Here is a 13,983-nt window from a genome sequence, read left to right on the forward strand (position 1 = left end):
TCTCCCCGCCGGAAAATATCCGACCCCTATGCGCTTATCAAAGCGATCTTAATACAGTGTTGAAGTGATCGGACCAGTCCGGCGCCTGAAAAGCTAGCTTTTTCCGAACCTGTGGCCCTGCTCCAGCCATTATTTTTATCGTGTTTTCCCACAGATACCGATCATCGACTGGCGCGTAAACGGGAATATTTCCAAGGATTTCTCGAATTACCGCCAAATCATTCGCGAGCACTGGCACCCCCAGGGCTGCGGCCTCAACCGGAGGCAGGCCATAGCCTTCGGCGAAGCTGGGAAACAAGAGTCCGCACGATCCGGCCATAAGGGCCGCAACAGCGCCGTCCGACAGGCCCGCGCGCTCAATCACCTTGCCGTCAGTACGGGCATCCAGACGGGCAAATACTGCTTCGTTGTTCCAGCCCCGCGCTCCGCAAATCAACAGCGTCGGGGCATCGGCACCCATCGCGTCCCACAAGTCCAACAGCAGCGCGTGGTTCTTGCGTGGCTCAATAGTACCGACGCTGATGAAATACGGCGCAGGGGGCAACAGATCGGCAGGCACCAGATCGGGCTGTGGGGTGGTCAGGTCTGTTCCCAGATGGGCGACAATACCTTCAGGCACAGCCCCCCACTGTGCCATCACCCGCGCCGCCCGCTCCAGCGTATCGGCGGAATTGCAGATAATCACATCGGCACAGGCCTGCATACGCCGCATCTTGGCACGAAAAGGCTCAATCGTCTCGACGCGCTGATACTGCGGAAAGTCCAACGGGATCACGTCGTGAACAAAAACCGCTGTGCGCCCGCCCATGCCTGCTGCTGCGCGCAGCACGCGGTCGGTCAGGTTGGAGTGGCCTGTGTTCAGATAATTGGTGCCTTGCGGCAGGTGCCTGCGCAGCATCGCAGCCAGCCCGCGCGGCAGCGTCCGTGCAACCGACAACCTGCGCGCATCGGCAAGCGCCACCCGTTGCACATCTGTCAGCCCCTGCGTCAAACGCGACAGCAGGCCGGGAGCAGACCAAGCCACTGCGCCGTCCAGCCGTTGTGCCAGCGCCAACATTCCCCCGCGATCCAACAGCAAATACCCCAGCGGCGTACGCACCAACGCAAAGGCAGGCACATCATCACCCACCAACCTGCGCAAATAGGCCATCTCGACACGATCCACACCCGTCAAAACACGCCCGGCCCGACGCACAAGTCGCGTCAGATCCAGCAGGCGCGCTGGCGGGTTATTTGTCAAAGTGCCCAGTTTGGTGCCATCTCCATGCATCGGCGATCATGGTGTTCAGATTTGATCGGTCGGGCTTCCAGCCCAGTTCCGCCTTGGCGCGGGACGAACCCGACACCAGCTTGGTTGCGTCACCCGCACGCCGCGCACCTTCGTTGATCGGCACCGCACGGTTGGTTACGGCGCGCGACTGGTCAATAACCTCGCGTACAGAAAAGCCGCAGCCGGTGCCCAGATTGAACACCCGACTGCCTTTGCCATCCTGCAACCACTTCAAACCCAGAACATGCGCATCCACCAGATCGCAGACATGCACGTAATCACGGATGCAGGTGCCGTCGGGTGTATCATAATCGGTGCCAAAGATGGTCAGTGCGTCACGTTTACCGTCGATGGCATCCAGCATCAGCGGGATCAGGTGCGTCTCGGGCTGATGGAATTCGCCTACCTCGCCTTCGGGGTCGGCACCAGCCACATTGAAATAGCGATAGATCACATGGCGCAACCCGTGCGCCGCCTCAAAGTCGCGCAGGATGTCTTCGATGGCACGTTTGGACGCGCCATAGGCGTTGATCGGATACTGATCACTGTTTTCGTCCAACACCACATTGTCCTGATCGCCGTAGGTGGCGCAGGTAGAGGAGAACACAAAATTCATACAGGCTGCATCAACTGCCGCCTCGATCAGGTTCAGCGAACCGCCGACATTGTTGCGCCAGTACCGGCCCGGCTGCGACATGCTTTCGCCCACCTGACTAAGGGCGGCAAAGTGCATGACTGCAACGGGTTCATATTTGGCAAAAACTTCATCCAGCCGCGTCCGGTCAAGCAAGTCGCCCTTTTCAAACGGGCCAAACTTGACCGCATCCTGCCAACCGGTCACCAGATTGTCGTAGGTGACTGGCACAAAGCCCGCCTTGCGCAGTGCCTTGCAGGCGTGCGCCCCGATATAGCCCGCACCGCCTGTTACCAATACGTGATTGTCCAATTGCACCCCCGGCCCGCGTTATTCTGCGGCCTTATCCATGTTCACAATGTCACGGATGTACGCATAAAGATCATCCCGCAATTCCTCACGCGCCAGACCAAAGGAAACCGTGGCCTGAAGGAAGCCGGACTTGGACCCACAGTCAAAGCGCTGCCCGCGAAAACGGAAACCGTACACAGCCTTGTCCTGCGAGATTTCGTCCGCAATAGCGTCGGTCAGCTGGATTTCACCACCCGCACCCGATTTGATCCGGTTAAGGTTGGACAGAACGTTCGGGGACAGGATGTAACGGCCAATAACCGCCAGATTGGACGGGGCGGTTCCGGGCGCAGGTTTTTCGACCATGCTTTTGACCTTGACCAGATCGCCCATGTCTTCGCTGGTTTCTAGGACCCCATAGGAAGAAGCCTTTTCGGGCGGCACTTCCATTGCGGCAACAATACTGCCACCGGTCTCCTCATAGGCCTCGACCATCTGCTGCAAGCAGGGCTTTTCGGCGGCGATGACATCGTCGGGCAGGATCACGGCAAAGGGTTCATTACCCACCAGACGGCGCGCGCACCAGACCGCGTGACCAAGACCCAGCGCCTTGTGCTGGCGGATATAGGCGATGGCGCCCGAATCCATGTTGGTGCCCTTAAGAATTTCCAAAAGCTCGGTTTTGCCTTTTTTGCGCAGCTCTTGTTCCAACTGGGGCGCGTGGTCAAAGTAATCCTCAAGCGCGCCTTTGCCACGCGAGGTAACAAAAATGAATTCTTTAATACCGGCAGCCCGTGCTTCGTCGATCGCATATTGGATTAGCGGACGGTCGACCAATGTCATAATTTCTTTTGGAACCGATTTTGTCGCTGGCAAAAAACGTGTGCCCAAACCCGCCACCGGAAAAATGGCTTTAGTTACTTTTTTTCTCATACTTAGTTCCCATAATGTTCGCACAGGCTGGCGTCGGTTGAAGTAACATAACAGATACGAGAATTGCGCCGTTAACCCAGCCTCGCCTTATGTCCGCCCTGTGCAATTGACCAGCTATTCAAATTCTGCACGAATTCCCACCTCTTTTAAACAGCTCCACCGCGAATTGCCGCAATTCTCGAAACTTCTGCGGAGAACCGCTTAGCAAAGCGCCACGGGCGCAACGCGGACTGGTTGCGATCGCTTTTTCCGAACAGGCCTCCGCACTGTTCCCAATATCCGTCCGGATGAAAACATGCCTGATGATACAACGCCGTATGTGTCAAAATGATCAAGGTGACCACTTGGTTGTCTTTCACCCTACGCACTGCGTCTGTGCGCGCCTTGGCCGCGCCAAAACTGCGAGTTGCGATGTAGGTCGGTGCCTTCGTCAAAGGTGCGATTCGCTTGAACGGAGCATTGGGCACATCGGCAACAAAGCCATCGCCCAGTCCCCGTGAAATGCCCTGCCCGTAACCCTGATCCAGCCGTGCGATCAACGTGGTAACGGCGTGAGGTTCGATATGGCCGCTGACCATCAGACGGATGGCACGCCCACGCTCGGATTTCCGGATAGCGCGCCAGTGATCAAGGCGTTTTTCGCGGGGAATAAATTTACGCTGAAACACGGCCCAACTGGCCCCGATGTCGAACAGGTCGGTCGGCACACGGTCGGCACGGCGCAGTTTGTTTGCGGCAAAGCCGTGATGCACCTGCGCTCGCGGCACAATGGCACAGGCGTGCCCTGCCTTGGCCAGTCGCATGTTCAAATCGGTTTCATCCAGAAAATAGTGATAGGCAGGGTCAAATCCGCCCAACTCCACCAGCACATCGCGGCGCACCGCCATATTGGTGCCTTCGGTCTTTGCGGCCCTCTCGGACGTGGGCTGCACCACAACCGGGTCCAGCCCCGAGACAGGCAAATCCATCGTCTCGCCCGTCGCGTTCAGCGTGCGGCCCTTCCACTGATAGGAAATCCCGTTGCGACCGCGCACGTATCCGCCCGCAACCACGACACCACCCTGCTGCATCGCCTGTGTCAGATGGGTCAGCCACGTAGGTTCCGGCACCGCATCGTCATCGACAAAGGCCACGATGTCGCCCGCTGCGGCCGAAATACCCACATTGCGCGCCGCCGATATATTCGCCTCGTCAAACCCAATAATCTTGATCTGTTTGGCAAATGGCAGCGCTTCCGCCGCTGCAACGCCTGCGGGGTCTGCCACCACCACAATCTCGAACGGATCATAGTGCAGTTGCATACATCCCGTCAGACATAGGCTTAGCGCATCCGGTCGACCGCGGCTAACAATAACCACGCTGACCGGCAGTTGGGTCATTCCAGACCCATTTCAGCCATCATTTTCTCGATGCGGGGCACGTCTTCGGGGTTGTTCAGCTCCCAGAACTGGCGTCCGCGTGCATCGACTTCGACACATAAAACCGCGCCGCCACTTTCCATAAAGCGCAACTGCTCCAACCCTTCTAGTTGCTCCAGCGGGCCAACTGTCCAACCGGGATAGGCCGCCAACGCCGCCGGGCGATATGCATAGACACCAACGTGGTGAAACACCGGTGTCTCGGCAGCATCATCCGCGAAACTCGTGCCAATATAGGGGATCACTTCCTTGCTGAAGTACAGCGCCTTGCGGTTGCCGTCGAAAACCGCAGTAGTGCCACCAACGCGGCCCGCTTTGCGATCCACCAAAAAGCCGTTCAACGTCGCACCGTCACAGCGCAAAACCGGCGTAGCGATGTCGGCATCCTGCGAGGCCTGCATTGCCTCGATCAGCGCCTCAACGAACCAGGACGGCGTCAGGGGCGCATCGCCTTGAAGGTTCACAACCACATCATAGCCACCGCCCAAAACCGCATGCGCCTCGGCGCAGCGTTCGGTGCCATTGGCGCATTCGGGCGCTGTCATCACGACCTCGGCCCCGAAAGCCTGCGCAGTTTGCGCGATCCGGTCATCATCCGTGGCCACAACCACGCGGTCCACACCTTGCACCGACATGGCTGCGCGCCAGCTGCGTTCGATTAACGTGGACGCAACGCCGCTGGCCCCTGTCAGCGCCACCAAAGGCTTGCCGGGGTAGCGGGTCGAAGCGTAGCGGGCAGGGATGACAACCAGAACCGACATCAGGCGGACTTCAACGCCACTGTAGGCGAGTAGGCGATAAAGAACGGGTTTTCATAGCCGTCTTTGCCATAGGTCAGATCGCTGTGGTCATCAAAGCGCACAACCTTGCCGCCCGCGCCCAAAAGAACGGCGTGTCCTGCGGCGGTGTCCCACTCCATCGTGCGGCCCAGACGGGGATACAAGTCTGCTTCGCCTGTGGCGATCAGGCAGAATTTCAGCGACGAACCGGCAGAAGTCATGTCTTTGACAGCGTATTTGTTGATGTACTCGTCGGTTGCCTGATCGCGGTGCGATTTCGAAGCCACAATCATCAGCGCATCATTGTCCGGCTTGGATACGGTCAGGGGCGTCAACGAACCTATAAGATCTTTTTGAAAGGGGCCTGCTTCTTCAACAGCCTGGCCATTGGCCTGCGTAAAGAACATCCGATTCTTGGCAGGGGCATAAACCACGCCGCGTGTCGGCTTGCCGCCTTCGATCAATGCAATGTTCACAGTAAAATCGCCGCGACGGTGGACAAACTCCTTGGTGCCATCCAGCGGATCGACAATCAGAAATGTGTCGCCCGAGGTGTCATGAGTGGCCGATTGCTCCTCGGTCACCAGCATCACGTCGGGAAAGGTTTCGCGCAAACCGTCCGAGATGATCGCATCGGCAGCTTCATCGGCGGCGGTTACGGGGCTGTTGTCCGACTTGGTTTTCACCTCGAAATCGTCAGCCTCGTAAATCTCCATGATCTTGTCGCCCGCCTCAAGCGCCAGCCTGCGCATCAATGGCACCAATGTCTCGTAGTTCATGAAATTGTTCCCTTGCTCGGCCCAGATTGAAATGCGTGCGGTATCACCTTATGGTGTGGAGGTAACGGAACGGCAAGAATTCCCTGCGACTTTTGCACCATCAGAGGCACAACGGCACATGTTCCAATCTACGCGCAAGCCGCAGTCAGGCTTTGGCACAGCGATCCTGATAGCCGAACTGGTTTATCATTCGATTGTGCGAAACGTCCGCAAGACGCACAACAATGCATTTATGGCCATCGGCATGAACATGCTACAGGCCGTGATCTTTGTGTTGGCCTTCTATGTGATGTTCTCGGTTCTGGGTTTGCGTGGCTCCGCGCTTCGCGGCGATTTTCTGGTTTACATCATGTCGGGGATCTTCCTTTACATGACCCACACTAAAACGCTGGGCGCGGTCGTAGGCTCGGAAGGGCCGGCAAGTCCGATGATGCAACACGCGCCGATGAACACGATCATTTCGATTGCATCGGCGGCGCTGGGCACACTGTATATCCAGGTGCTGTCGCTGTTCATGATCCTGTTCATCTATCACGTGGCCTTTGTCCCGCTTGAGATCGACAAACCGATTGCCGCCTTTGGCATGTTGCTGCTGGCATGGTTTACTGGCCTTGCGCTGGGGCTGGTGCTGTTGTCGATCAAACCCTGGTTTCCGAATTTTGTGAGCATTTTCACAACCATCTACCAACGCGCCAACATGATCGCGTCGGGCAAGATGTTTGTGGCCAATACTCTGCCCAGTTTCATGCTGGCGATGTTTGACTGGAACCCACTGTTTCACTGCATCGATCAGGCGCGCGGCTTTGCCTTCATCAATTATGCACCGCGCTACAGCAGCATCGAATACCCGATATACGTGGGCATCGTATTGGTGATGATCGGCCTGATGGGCGAATTCTACACCCGCCGCCACGCCTCGCTTAGCTGGGGCGCGCGGCGATGATGCGGGCGTTGGCCACCGGACTGGCCCTTTTATTTTGGTTGGCACAAGCGTGCTGGGCCTTTGATCTGCCTGCGCTTTATCGGGTCATCGACGTGGCAGAAGCCGATGTGCTGAACGTCCGCACAGAACCCACAGTTCAAAGCGCCATCACAGGAGAGCTTTTGCACAACGAATCCGGTGTCGAGGTCGTGGCCCTTTCGGGCAATGGCAGATGGGGCCGCGTCAATGTTGGCGAAACTTCGGGCTGGGCGGCGATGCGATTCTTGCAACCTATCAACACTCCAACCCGCCCGCTGCGCGCAGAGTGCTTTGGGACCGAACCATTTTGGAGCCTGTCGCTGGACGCCACCCATATCTTTCGCGAACCCCAGAACGGTTCGCTGCCCTACCGAGCCACAGCCGAATTGACCTCGCCGAGTAACACCAACAGCATCGCCATTCTGGGCCATAATCCCCAAAGCCGGATGGTTGCGACCGTGGATGCCACCCAATGCTCGGACGGTATGTCGGATCGCGCTTATGGCCTGAGCATCGGGCTGGTGCTGATCGGTGGCGATGACCCCCGCTATCTAACCGGTTGCTGCTCACTCGCACCCTAATCCACTACGCGCAGTGTCAGGTTGATCCGCCCGCCTTTGGGCAGCAATGACCCCACACCAAATTTGATCCGGTCCACCCCGTGATAGGTCAGCCGCGCAGCGCCGCCCAACACCACTACATCTCCACTTTCCAACCAGATCGATTCGGTTTTGCCGCCGCGCGTCCGGTTGCCAACGCGAAACAGACCCGGATCGCCCAGCGAAACCGACACCACCGGCCATGAAAAATCAGCTTCGTCGCGATCTTGATGCAACCCCATGCGTGCGCCTTCGCCATAGTAGTTTATCAGGCAACAATCTGGCTGCCGCTGCAATTCCGTCAACTTTTCCCAAATATTCAGCACCGGTTGCGGCACCGGCGGCCACGCGCACCCCATCGGGTGCTGCTTGGCATAGCGAAAGCCGCTGCGGTCCGAAAACCAGCCATAGCGCCCCGCCGACGTCATGCGCACTGACATTGGTTTACCATACGGCGTGTCAGGCCGGAACAACGGGGCCGCAGCCACCACTTCACGCACCGAACCCAGAACTTCTGCCTGCGCCGCGCGATCCAGAAAACCTTTGTGAATTTCGACGTCCCGCAGGATCAACTTCGTCATATCCGCACCAAACCATGAAAATTCGCATTAAAGCCACCCCAAGAGCGGTTGCAGCGTGCTTTTGCGCTCCTTATATACCCTTCGAACCGCACGAAGCACTCCGCTTCGTGACACATCATTCGGGGCTTGGGTGCCGAAACGGGCCCACGTCTCGTGTCATCGCCTTGAGTAGAAAAAGGGATCGAAAATATGGCTAAAGTCATCGGTATTGACCTTGGAACAACAAACAGCTGCATCGCCATCATGGATGGCAGCCAACCGCGCGTAATCGAAAACGCGGAAGGCGCACGTACAACACCTTCTATCGTTGCGTTCACAGACGACGAGCGTCTTGTCGGCCAGCCCGCCAAACGGCAGGCCGTGACCAACCCTGATAATACCATCTTTGGCGTCAAGCGTCTGATCGGCCGTCGCAATGACGACGCGGATTTGGCAAAAGACAAAAAGAACCTGCCCTTTACCGTCATCGACGGCGGCAATGGTGACGCATGGGTTCAGGCCAAAGGCGAGAAATATTCGCCCAGCCAGATTTCGGCCTTCATCCTCGGGAAGATGAAAGAGACCGCTGAATCCTACCTTGGCGAAGAAGTGACCCAAGCGGTTATTACCGTTCCGGCATATTTCAACGACGCCCAGCGTCAGGCCACCAAAGACGCAGGCAAAATCGCCGGTCTGGAAGTGCTGCGGATCATTAACGAACCCACAGCCGCCGCGCTGGCCTATGGTCTGGACAAAGAGAACACACAAACCATCGCGGTCTATGACCTTGGCGGCGGTACGTTCGACGTGACCATTCTGGAAATCGACGACGGCCTGTTCGAAGTGAAATCGACCAACGGCGACACCTTCTTGGGTGGTGAAGACTTTGACATGCGCATCGTCAACTATCTGGCGGGCGAGTTCAAAAAAGAACACAACGTCGATCTGACACAGGACAAGATGGCCCTGCAGCGTCTGAAAGAAGCTGCTGAAAAGGCCAAGATCGAACTGTCCTCGTCCTCGCAGACCGAGATCAACCAGCCGTTCATTTCGATGGGCGCAAACGGCCAGCCACTGCACATGGTCATGAAACTGACCCGTGCCAAGCTGGAGTCACTGGTCGGTGACCTGATCAAGGCGTCGATGAAACCCTGCGCCGCTGCGTTAAAAGACGCGGGCCTGTCAGCATCCGACATCGACGAGGTCGTTCTGGTCGGCGGTATGACCCGTATGCCCCGCGTGATCGAAGAAGTGACCAAATTCTTCGGCAAAGAGCCGCACAAGGGTGTGAACCCTGACGAAGTTGTGGCCCTTGGCGCTGCCATTCAGGCCGGTGTTCTTCAGGGCGACGTCAAAGACGTGGTTCTGCTGGACGTCACACCGCTAAGCCTTGGTATCGAAACGCTGGGTGGCGTGTTCACCCGTCTGATCGACCGCAACACTACGATCCCGACGAAAAAATCGCAGATTTTCTCGACCGCCGAAGACAACCAGAACGCCGTGACCATCCGGTGCTTCCAGGGCGAACGCGAAATGGCAGCCGACAACAAGATCCTTGGTGCCTTCAACCTTGAAAACATCCCGCCTGCTCCGCGCGGTATGCCCCAGATCGAAGTGACTTTCGACATCGACGCCAACGGTATCGTGTCGGTCGGCGCTTTGGATAAGGGCACCGGCAAAGAGCAAAAGATCACGATCCAGGCATCGGGTGGTCTGTCCGATGAGGACATCGAGAAAATGGTCAAGGACGCAGAAGAGAATGCTGAGTCGGATAAAGAACGTCGCAGCCTGATCGAAGCGAAAAACCAAGCCGAAAGCCTGATCCATTCGACCGAAAAGTCGGTAGAAGAGCATTCGGACAAGGTCGATCCGACCACGGTCGAAGCGATCGAACTGGCCATCGCGGCACTGAAGGACGAGGTAGAAACCGACAACGTCGAAAAGATCAAATCGGGTATCCAGAACGTGACCGAAGCGGCCATGAAACTGGGCGAAGCGATCTACAAAGCGGCACAAGACCAAGGTGAAGATGCGCCGCACGCCGCTGACGAACCACGGGGCGATGATGACGATATCGTCGACGCCGAGTTCGAAGATCTCGACGACGACAAACGCGCGTAAGCACACCTACGGAACCAATCAGTGGGCCGGTCCGATCTCCGGGCCGGCCCTCGACGTTCCAGACAAGGACATGACACATGGCAAAACGTGATTATTACGAGGTCCTTGGGGTCGCAAAAGGTGCGTCTGCAGACGAGATCAAAAAAGGCTATCGCACCAAGGCCAAGGAACTGCACCCCGACCGCAATGCCGATAACCCTGAAGCTGAATCTAAATTCAAAGAGGCCAACGAAGCCTATGAGGTTCTCAAGGACGCCGACAAAAAGGCAGCCTACGACCGCTATGGCCACGCCGCTTTCGAAGGCGGCATGGGCGGTGGCGGACGACCCGGCGGTGGCTTTGGCGGCGGCGGTCAGGGCGATTTCGGGTCTGCCTTCTCTGACGTTTTTGACGACCTGTTTGGCGATTTCATGGGCGGTCAACGTGGCGGCGGACGCCGTGCAGCGCGCGGCTCTGACCTGCGATACAATCTGCGGGTGTCGCTGGAAGATGCCTATTCAGGGCTTCAGAAAACCATCAACGTACCCACCTCAGTTGCCTGTAACGTGTGCAACGGAACAGGTGCAGAAAGCGGTGCCGAACCCACCACGTGCCCGACCTGTTCCGGCATGGGCAAGGTCCGCGCCCAGCAAGGCTTTTTCACCGTTGAACGCACCTGCCCCACTTGTTCGGGAATAGGCCAGATCATCAAAAATCCCTGTAGCGCCTGTCAGGGCGCTGGGCGCGTTGAAAAAGACCGCGCACTGTCGGTGAACATCCCCGCAGGTGTTGAAACCGGCACCCGCATCCGACTGGCTGGCGAAGGCGAGGCAGGCATGCGCGGCGGCCCAACCGGCGATCTGTACATCTTTATCGAGGTACTGGAGCACAAACTGTTCGAACGGGATGGCAACAACCTGTATTGCCGCGTGCCTGTCAGCATGGGCACGGCCGCCCTTGGGGGCAGCATCGAGGTTCCGACTATTGATGGTGGTCGTGGCCGCGTACAGATTCCTGGCGGATCGCAATCAGGACGCCAGATGCGACTGCGCGGCAAGGGGATGCCTGCACTGCGTGGCGGTGGTCCCGGCGATATGTTCATCGAACTGGCCGTCGAGACACCGGTAAACCTGACCAGTCGCCAAAAGGAACTGCTGCGCGAGTTCGAAGATCTTTCGGAAGAAAACAATCCCGAATCCAGCAGCTTTTTCTCGTCCGTTAAATCCTTTTGGGATTCGATGAAGGGGTAAAACCCGCGAGGTGGGGCAGCCCCCACCTCGCACACAGATGCCGTTAACCACCTGGTAACTGTCGCTGCTGCAAGCTGACCCTATGCCCAGCTTTGCCGAACAACCCCTGCCCTTTGATTTTGACGAGACGACGCCCACGCCTCTGCCTGTGGGGCCTCCTCCATCGTATATTGCCGACCACCGCGCCCGTTTGCGCACGCGCTTCATGGCGGGTGGCGCACAGGCCATGCCCGACTACGAAATGCTGGAACTGGTCCTGTTCCGCGCCATCCCGCGGCGTGACGTAAAACCCCTGGCCCATGCTCTGATGGAGAAATTTGGTGACTTCAACCGCGTCGTCACCGCGCCGGAACCCCGCCTGCGCGAAGTCAAAGGCGTGGGCGATGCCGTGGTTGTCGAACTTAAGATCGTCGAGGCCGCCGCCCACCGGATGGCACGCGCCAAGGTATTGAACCAACATGCGATTTCCGGTTGGGACGCCCTGATTGATTACTGCCACACCACAATGGCCCACCGCGAGACCGAGCAGTTTCGCGTGCTGTATCTGGACCGTAAAAACGTGTTGATCGCGGACGAGGAACAGGCCAAGGGCACCGTTGATCATGTGCCAGTCTATCCGCGCGAGGTGGTAAAACGGGCACTTGAACTAAACGCATCCGCGCTGATTCTCGTGCACAATCATCCATCGGGCGACCCAACGCCAAGCCAGTCTGACATTGCCATGACCCAGCAAATCGAAGCGGCCTGTATCACGCTGGGATTGTCGCTGCACGATCACCTGATCGTTGGCAAATCACGCGAACTCAGCTTCAAATCAGAGGGGTATCTCTAACGCACCCAAACCTCGACGCGCCGGTTGGCCTGACGGCCCCATTCGCTGTCATCGCAGGCCATTGGCAACGCCTCGCCAAATGCATCGACATCTAGCGTCACGCGCTTGGTATCTTCGGTTTGCGCAGCCTCGGTGATGGCGCGGCGCACCGCATCGGCGCGGCGCAGGGCGATGTTACGATTGGCTTCGGATGGCCCTTCGCCGTCGCTGAACCCCACAAACAGGATGCGCCGCGCGTCATAGGTGCCAACCTCCATCGCGCGGGCCAGCTGCTGCACATTGCTGCGCGATTGCGCGTCCAACCGGATCGATCCTGCCTCGAACCGGAACGACGTGGTCAGCCGCGCCATGCCGTCCAGCGTGCGCACCATGCGCTGCAATTCTGCCAGTGGGACTTCGGTGCCTGCGGTGCTGATCGCATTGGCGAACCGGTTGCCCTGCATGTCGATGGATACCTCTTCGGGAGATTGATCAACAAATCCGGCACGGCGGATCACCACTTGCGCCGTTGGGCCACGGGTAAAGGCCAGAAATTCCCGCGCAATCTGAGGCAGCCGCCGCGCGGGCAGGTACAAAAACATGGGCGCAGTCAGGGGGTAATCTTCGGTCTTGATGGTGCGCCGCCCCGCCTCAAGCGCAAAGCCGCACGCACCGGTCAGCACCAGCGGCACCGCATTACCCGTCTCGGCATAGCTGGCAATTCCGATGGCAAAGGGATCATCTGCTACCGCCTCTGCCAGCGCCGCGCCCAATGGGTACCGCACTACAGTGTCTGCAATCTCCAGCCGCACGGGCTGCATCACCTGATCAGCCACAGCCTGACCCAACCCCGTTCCCGCCAGTGGCAAATGCAGAGAGATCGGTGCATCCACACCGCCCAGATCCTGCCAGTTGGTCACCAGTCCGGCAAACACACGCGCCAGATCAAGCGGCGATATGCTGCGCACCGGATTGCCCGGTGCCACCACAGGCACCACGGCATCCAGCGCAAGAACCCGACTGCGGTGCAGTCCGGTCATATCGCCCATCCCGGCCTCACGCGCGCGTTGACGTTCACCGGGGCGGATTTCGCGCAGGGCCATGACGATGTCCGCCTCGTTGGCCAGCAGATCGGCAAAGCCTTCGTCGGTGGTGGTCACCCGAAACCGAAAGCGCGCGGCCAGCTTGCCTGTCTCGGTGTTGGTCAGAAGATAGGTAAAGCGGGTCTCATCCTCATCCTTGCGGGTGGCCTCGTAACCTGCGCGTTGCGCGAACCCCTCGACCAATGCAGGCATCAGCACCGCACCCATCGTGGTGGACCCGGACAGGGCCAGTTCGGCAACGTAGTCTTGCAAATTGGGGCACGCCGGGCCGTCGCACAGCACACCAGAGCTGTCTACCGTCAACTCACCATAGTCGGTTTCCAGCCGGTAGAATTCACCGTCAAAACCCAGCAGGGTCCCGCTGAGTTCAACCCCGCCACTGCGCGAGGTCAGCGTGACATCCTGCGCCAGCGCAGAAAACGACCAGCCAAAAAGGAAAAGTGCGGCGAAGGCCGCCGCACGCTTCAAAACCATGATGAAACCCCGTGACGCGAA

Annotated in this window: 13 protein-coding genes; 5 read left to right on the top strand and 8 right to left on the bottom strand. The window is 58.3% G+C overall.

What is annotated here, in order from left to right; genetic code table 11:
• Window positions 1-37 precede the first annotated feature (37 nt).
• The 6 genes from SULPSESMR1_RS15280 to cysQ all read right to left on the bottom strand — a co-directional run bounded on the left by SULPSESMR1_RS15280 (window position 38) and on the right by cysQ (window position 6,104).
• Window positions 38-1,240: a glycosyltransferase gene (locus tag SULPSESMR1_RS15280; RefSeq protein ID WP_157729028.1), complete on the bottom strand. Its 1,203-nt coding sequence runs from the start codon at window positions 1,238-1,240 to the stop codon at window positions 38-40.
• Entirely contained in the window at window positions 1,230-2,216 is a 987-nt protein-coding gene (gene galE, locus SULPSESMR1_RS15285) for a UDP-glucose 4-epimerase GalE (RefSeq protein ID WP_089422352.1), read from the bottom strand. The genes SULPSESMR1_RS15280 and galE overlap by 11 nt, the downstream gene beginning before the upstream one ends.
• Before the next feature lie 18 nt (window positions 2,217-2,234).
• Window positions 2,235-3,128 (bottom strand): UTP--glucose-1-phosphate uridylyltransferase GalU, encoded by an 894-nt coding sequence (gene galU, locus SULPSESMR1_RS15290; RefSeq protein WP_089421641.1) that lies wholly within the window; start codon window positions 3,126-3,128, stop codon window positions 2,235-2,237.
• 146 nt (window positions 3,129-3,274) lie between these two features.
• The gene (locus SULPSESMR1_RS15295; RefSeq protein WP_089421642.1) at window positions 3,275-4,507 is read right to left on the bottom strand and encodes a glycosyltransferase family 2 protein; all 1,233 of its coding nucleotides are present in this window, start codon (window positions 4,505-4,507) and stop codon (window positions 3,275-3,277) included.
• Entirely contained in the window at window positions 4,504-5,307 is an 804-nt protein-coding gene (locus tag SULPSESMR1_RS15300; protein WP_089421643.1) for a 3-deoxy-manno-octulosonate cytidylyltransferase, read from the bottom strand. The genes SULPSESMR1_RS15295 and SULPSESMR1_RS15300 overlap by 4 nt, the downstream gene beginning before the upstream one ends.
• Window positions 5,307-6,104, bottom strand: a complete 798-nt coding sequence (cysQ, locus tag SULPSESMR1_RS15305; RefSeq protein ID WP_089421644.1) for a 3'(2'),5'-bisphosphate nucleotidase CysQ — start codon at window positions 6,102-6,104, stop codon at window positions 5,307-5,309. The genes SULPSESMR1_RS15300 and cysQ overlap by 1 nt, the downstream gene beginning before the upstream one ends.
• 118 nt (window positions 6,105-6,222) lie before the next feature.
• Between cysQ and SULPSESMR1_RS15310 the strand changes: the two genes are divergently transcribed.
• Together SULPSESMR1_RS15310 and SULPSESMR1_RS15315 are read left to right on the top strand one after the other, a co-directional pair.
• A complete protein-coding gene (locus SULPSESMR1_RS15310) occupies window positions 6,223-7,047 on the top strand; it encodes an ABC transporter permease (RefSeq protein WP_089422353.1) in 825 nt (274 codons plus the stop codon).
• Window positions 7,044-7,646 (top strand): COG3650 family protein, encoded by a 603-nt coding sequence (locus SULPSESMR1_RS15315; RefSeq protein ID WP_089421645.1) that lies wholly within the window; start codon window positions 7,044-7,046, stop codon window positions 7,644-7,646. The genes SULPSESMR1_RS15310 and SULPSESMR1_RS15315 overlap by 4 nt, the downstream gene beginning before the upstream one ends.
• On the opposite strand, the gene SULPSESMR1_RS15320 is transcribed toward SULPSESMR1_RS15315, so the two are convergent.
• Entirely contained in the window at window positions 7,643-8,245 is a 603-nt protein-coding gene (locus tag SULPSESMR1_RS15320) for an alpha-ketoglutarate-dependent dioxygenase AlkB family protein (RefSeq protein ID WP_089421646.1), read from the bottom strand. The two genes, SULPSESMR1_RS15315 and SULPSESMR1_RS15320, sit on opposite strands and share 4 nt — an antisense overlap.
• Window positions 8,246-8,434: 189 nt before the next feature.
• Here SULPSESMR1_RS15320 and dnaK point away from each other — a divergent pair, with 189 nt between their 5' ends.
• The 3 genes from dnaK (at window position 8,435) to radC (ending at window position 12,406) form a co-directional block, all read left to right on the top strand.
• Window positions 8,435-10,345 carry a molecular chaperone DnaK gene (gene dnaK / locus SULPSESMR1_RS15325; RefSeq protein WP_089421647.1) on the top strand — a complete coding sequence of 637 codons (1,911 nt, stop codon included), beginning with the start codon at window positions 8,435-8,437 and terminating at the stop codon, window positions 10,343-10,345.
• A gap of 77 nt (window positions 10,346-10,422) precedes the next feature.
• Window positions 10,423-11,574, top strand: a complete 1,152-nt coding sequence (gene dnaJ, locus SULPSESMR1_RS15330) for a molecular chaperone DnaJ (RefSeq protein WP_089421648.1) — start codon at window positions 10,423-10,425, stop codon at window positions 11,572-11,574.
• Between the two features lie 82 nt (window positions 11,575-11,656).
• The gene (gene radC, locus SULPSESMR1_RS15335; protein WP_089421649.1) at window positions 11,657-12,406 is read left to right on the top strand and encodes a RadC family protein; all 750 of its coding nucleotides are present in this window, start codon (window positions 11,657-11,659) and stop codon (window positions 12,404-12,406) included.
• On the opposite strand, the gene SULPSESMR1_RS15340 is transcribed toward radC, so the two are convergent.
• Window positions 12,403-13,962, bottom strand: coding sequence for a substrate-binding domain-containing protein (locus SULPSESMR1_RS15340; RefSeq protein WP_089421650.1), 1,560 nt, complete (start codon window positions 13,960-13,962; stop codon window positions 12,403-12,405). The two genes, radC and SULPSESMR1_RS15340, sit on opposite strands and share 4 nt — an antisense overlap.
• Between the last annotated feature and the right edge of the window lie 21 nt (window positions 13,963-13,983).

The sequence above is a fragment of the Pseudosulfitobacter pseudonitzschiae genome (genome assembly GCF_002222635.1).
GTDB classification, from domain to species: Bacteria; Pseudomonadota; Alphaproteobacteria; order Rhodobacterales; family Rhodobacteraceae; genus Pseudosulfitobacter; species Pseudosulfitobacter pseudonitzschiae_A.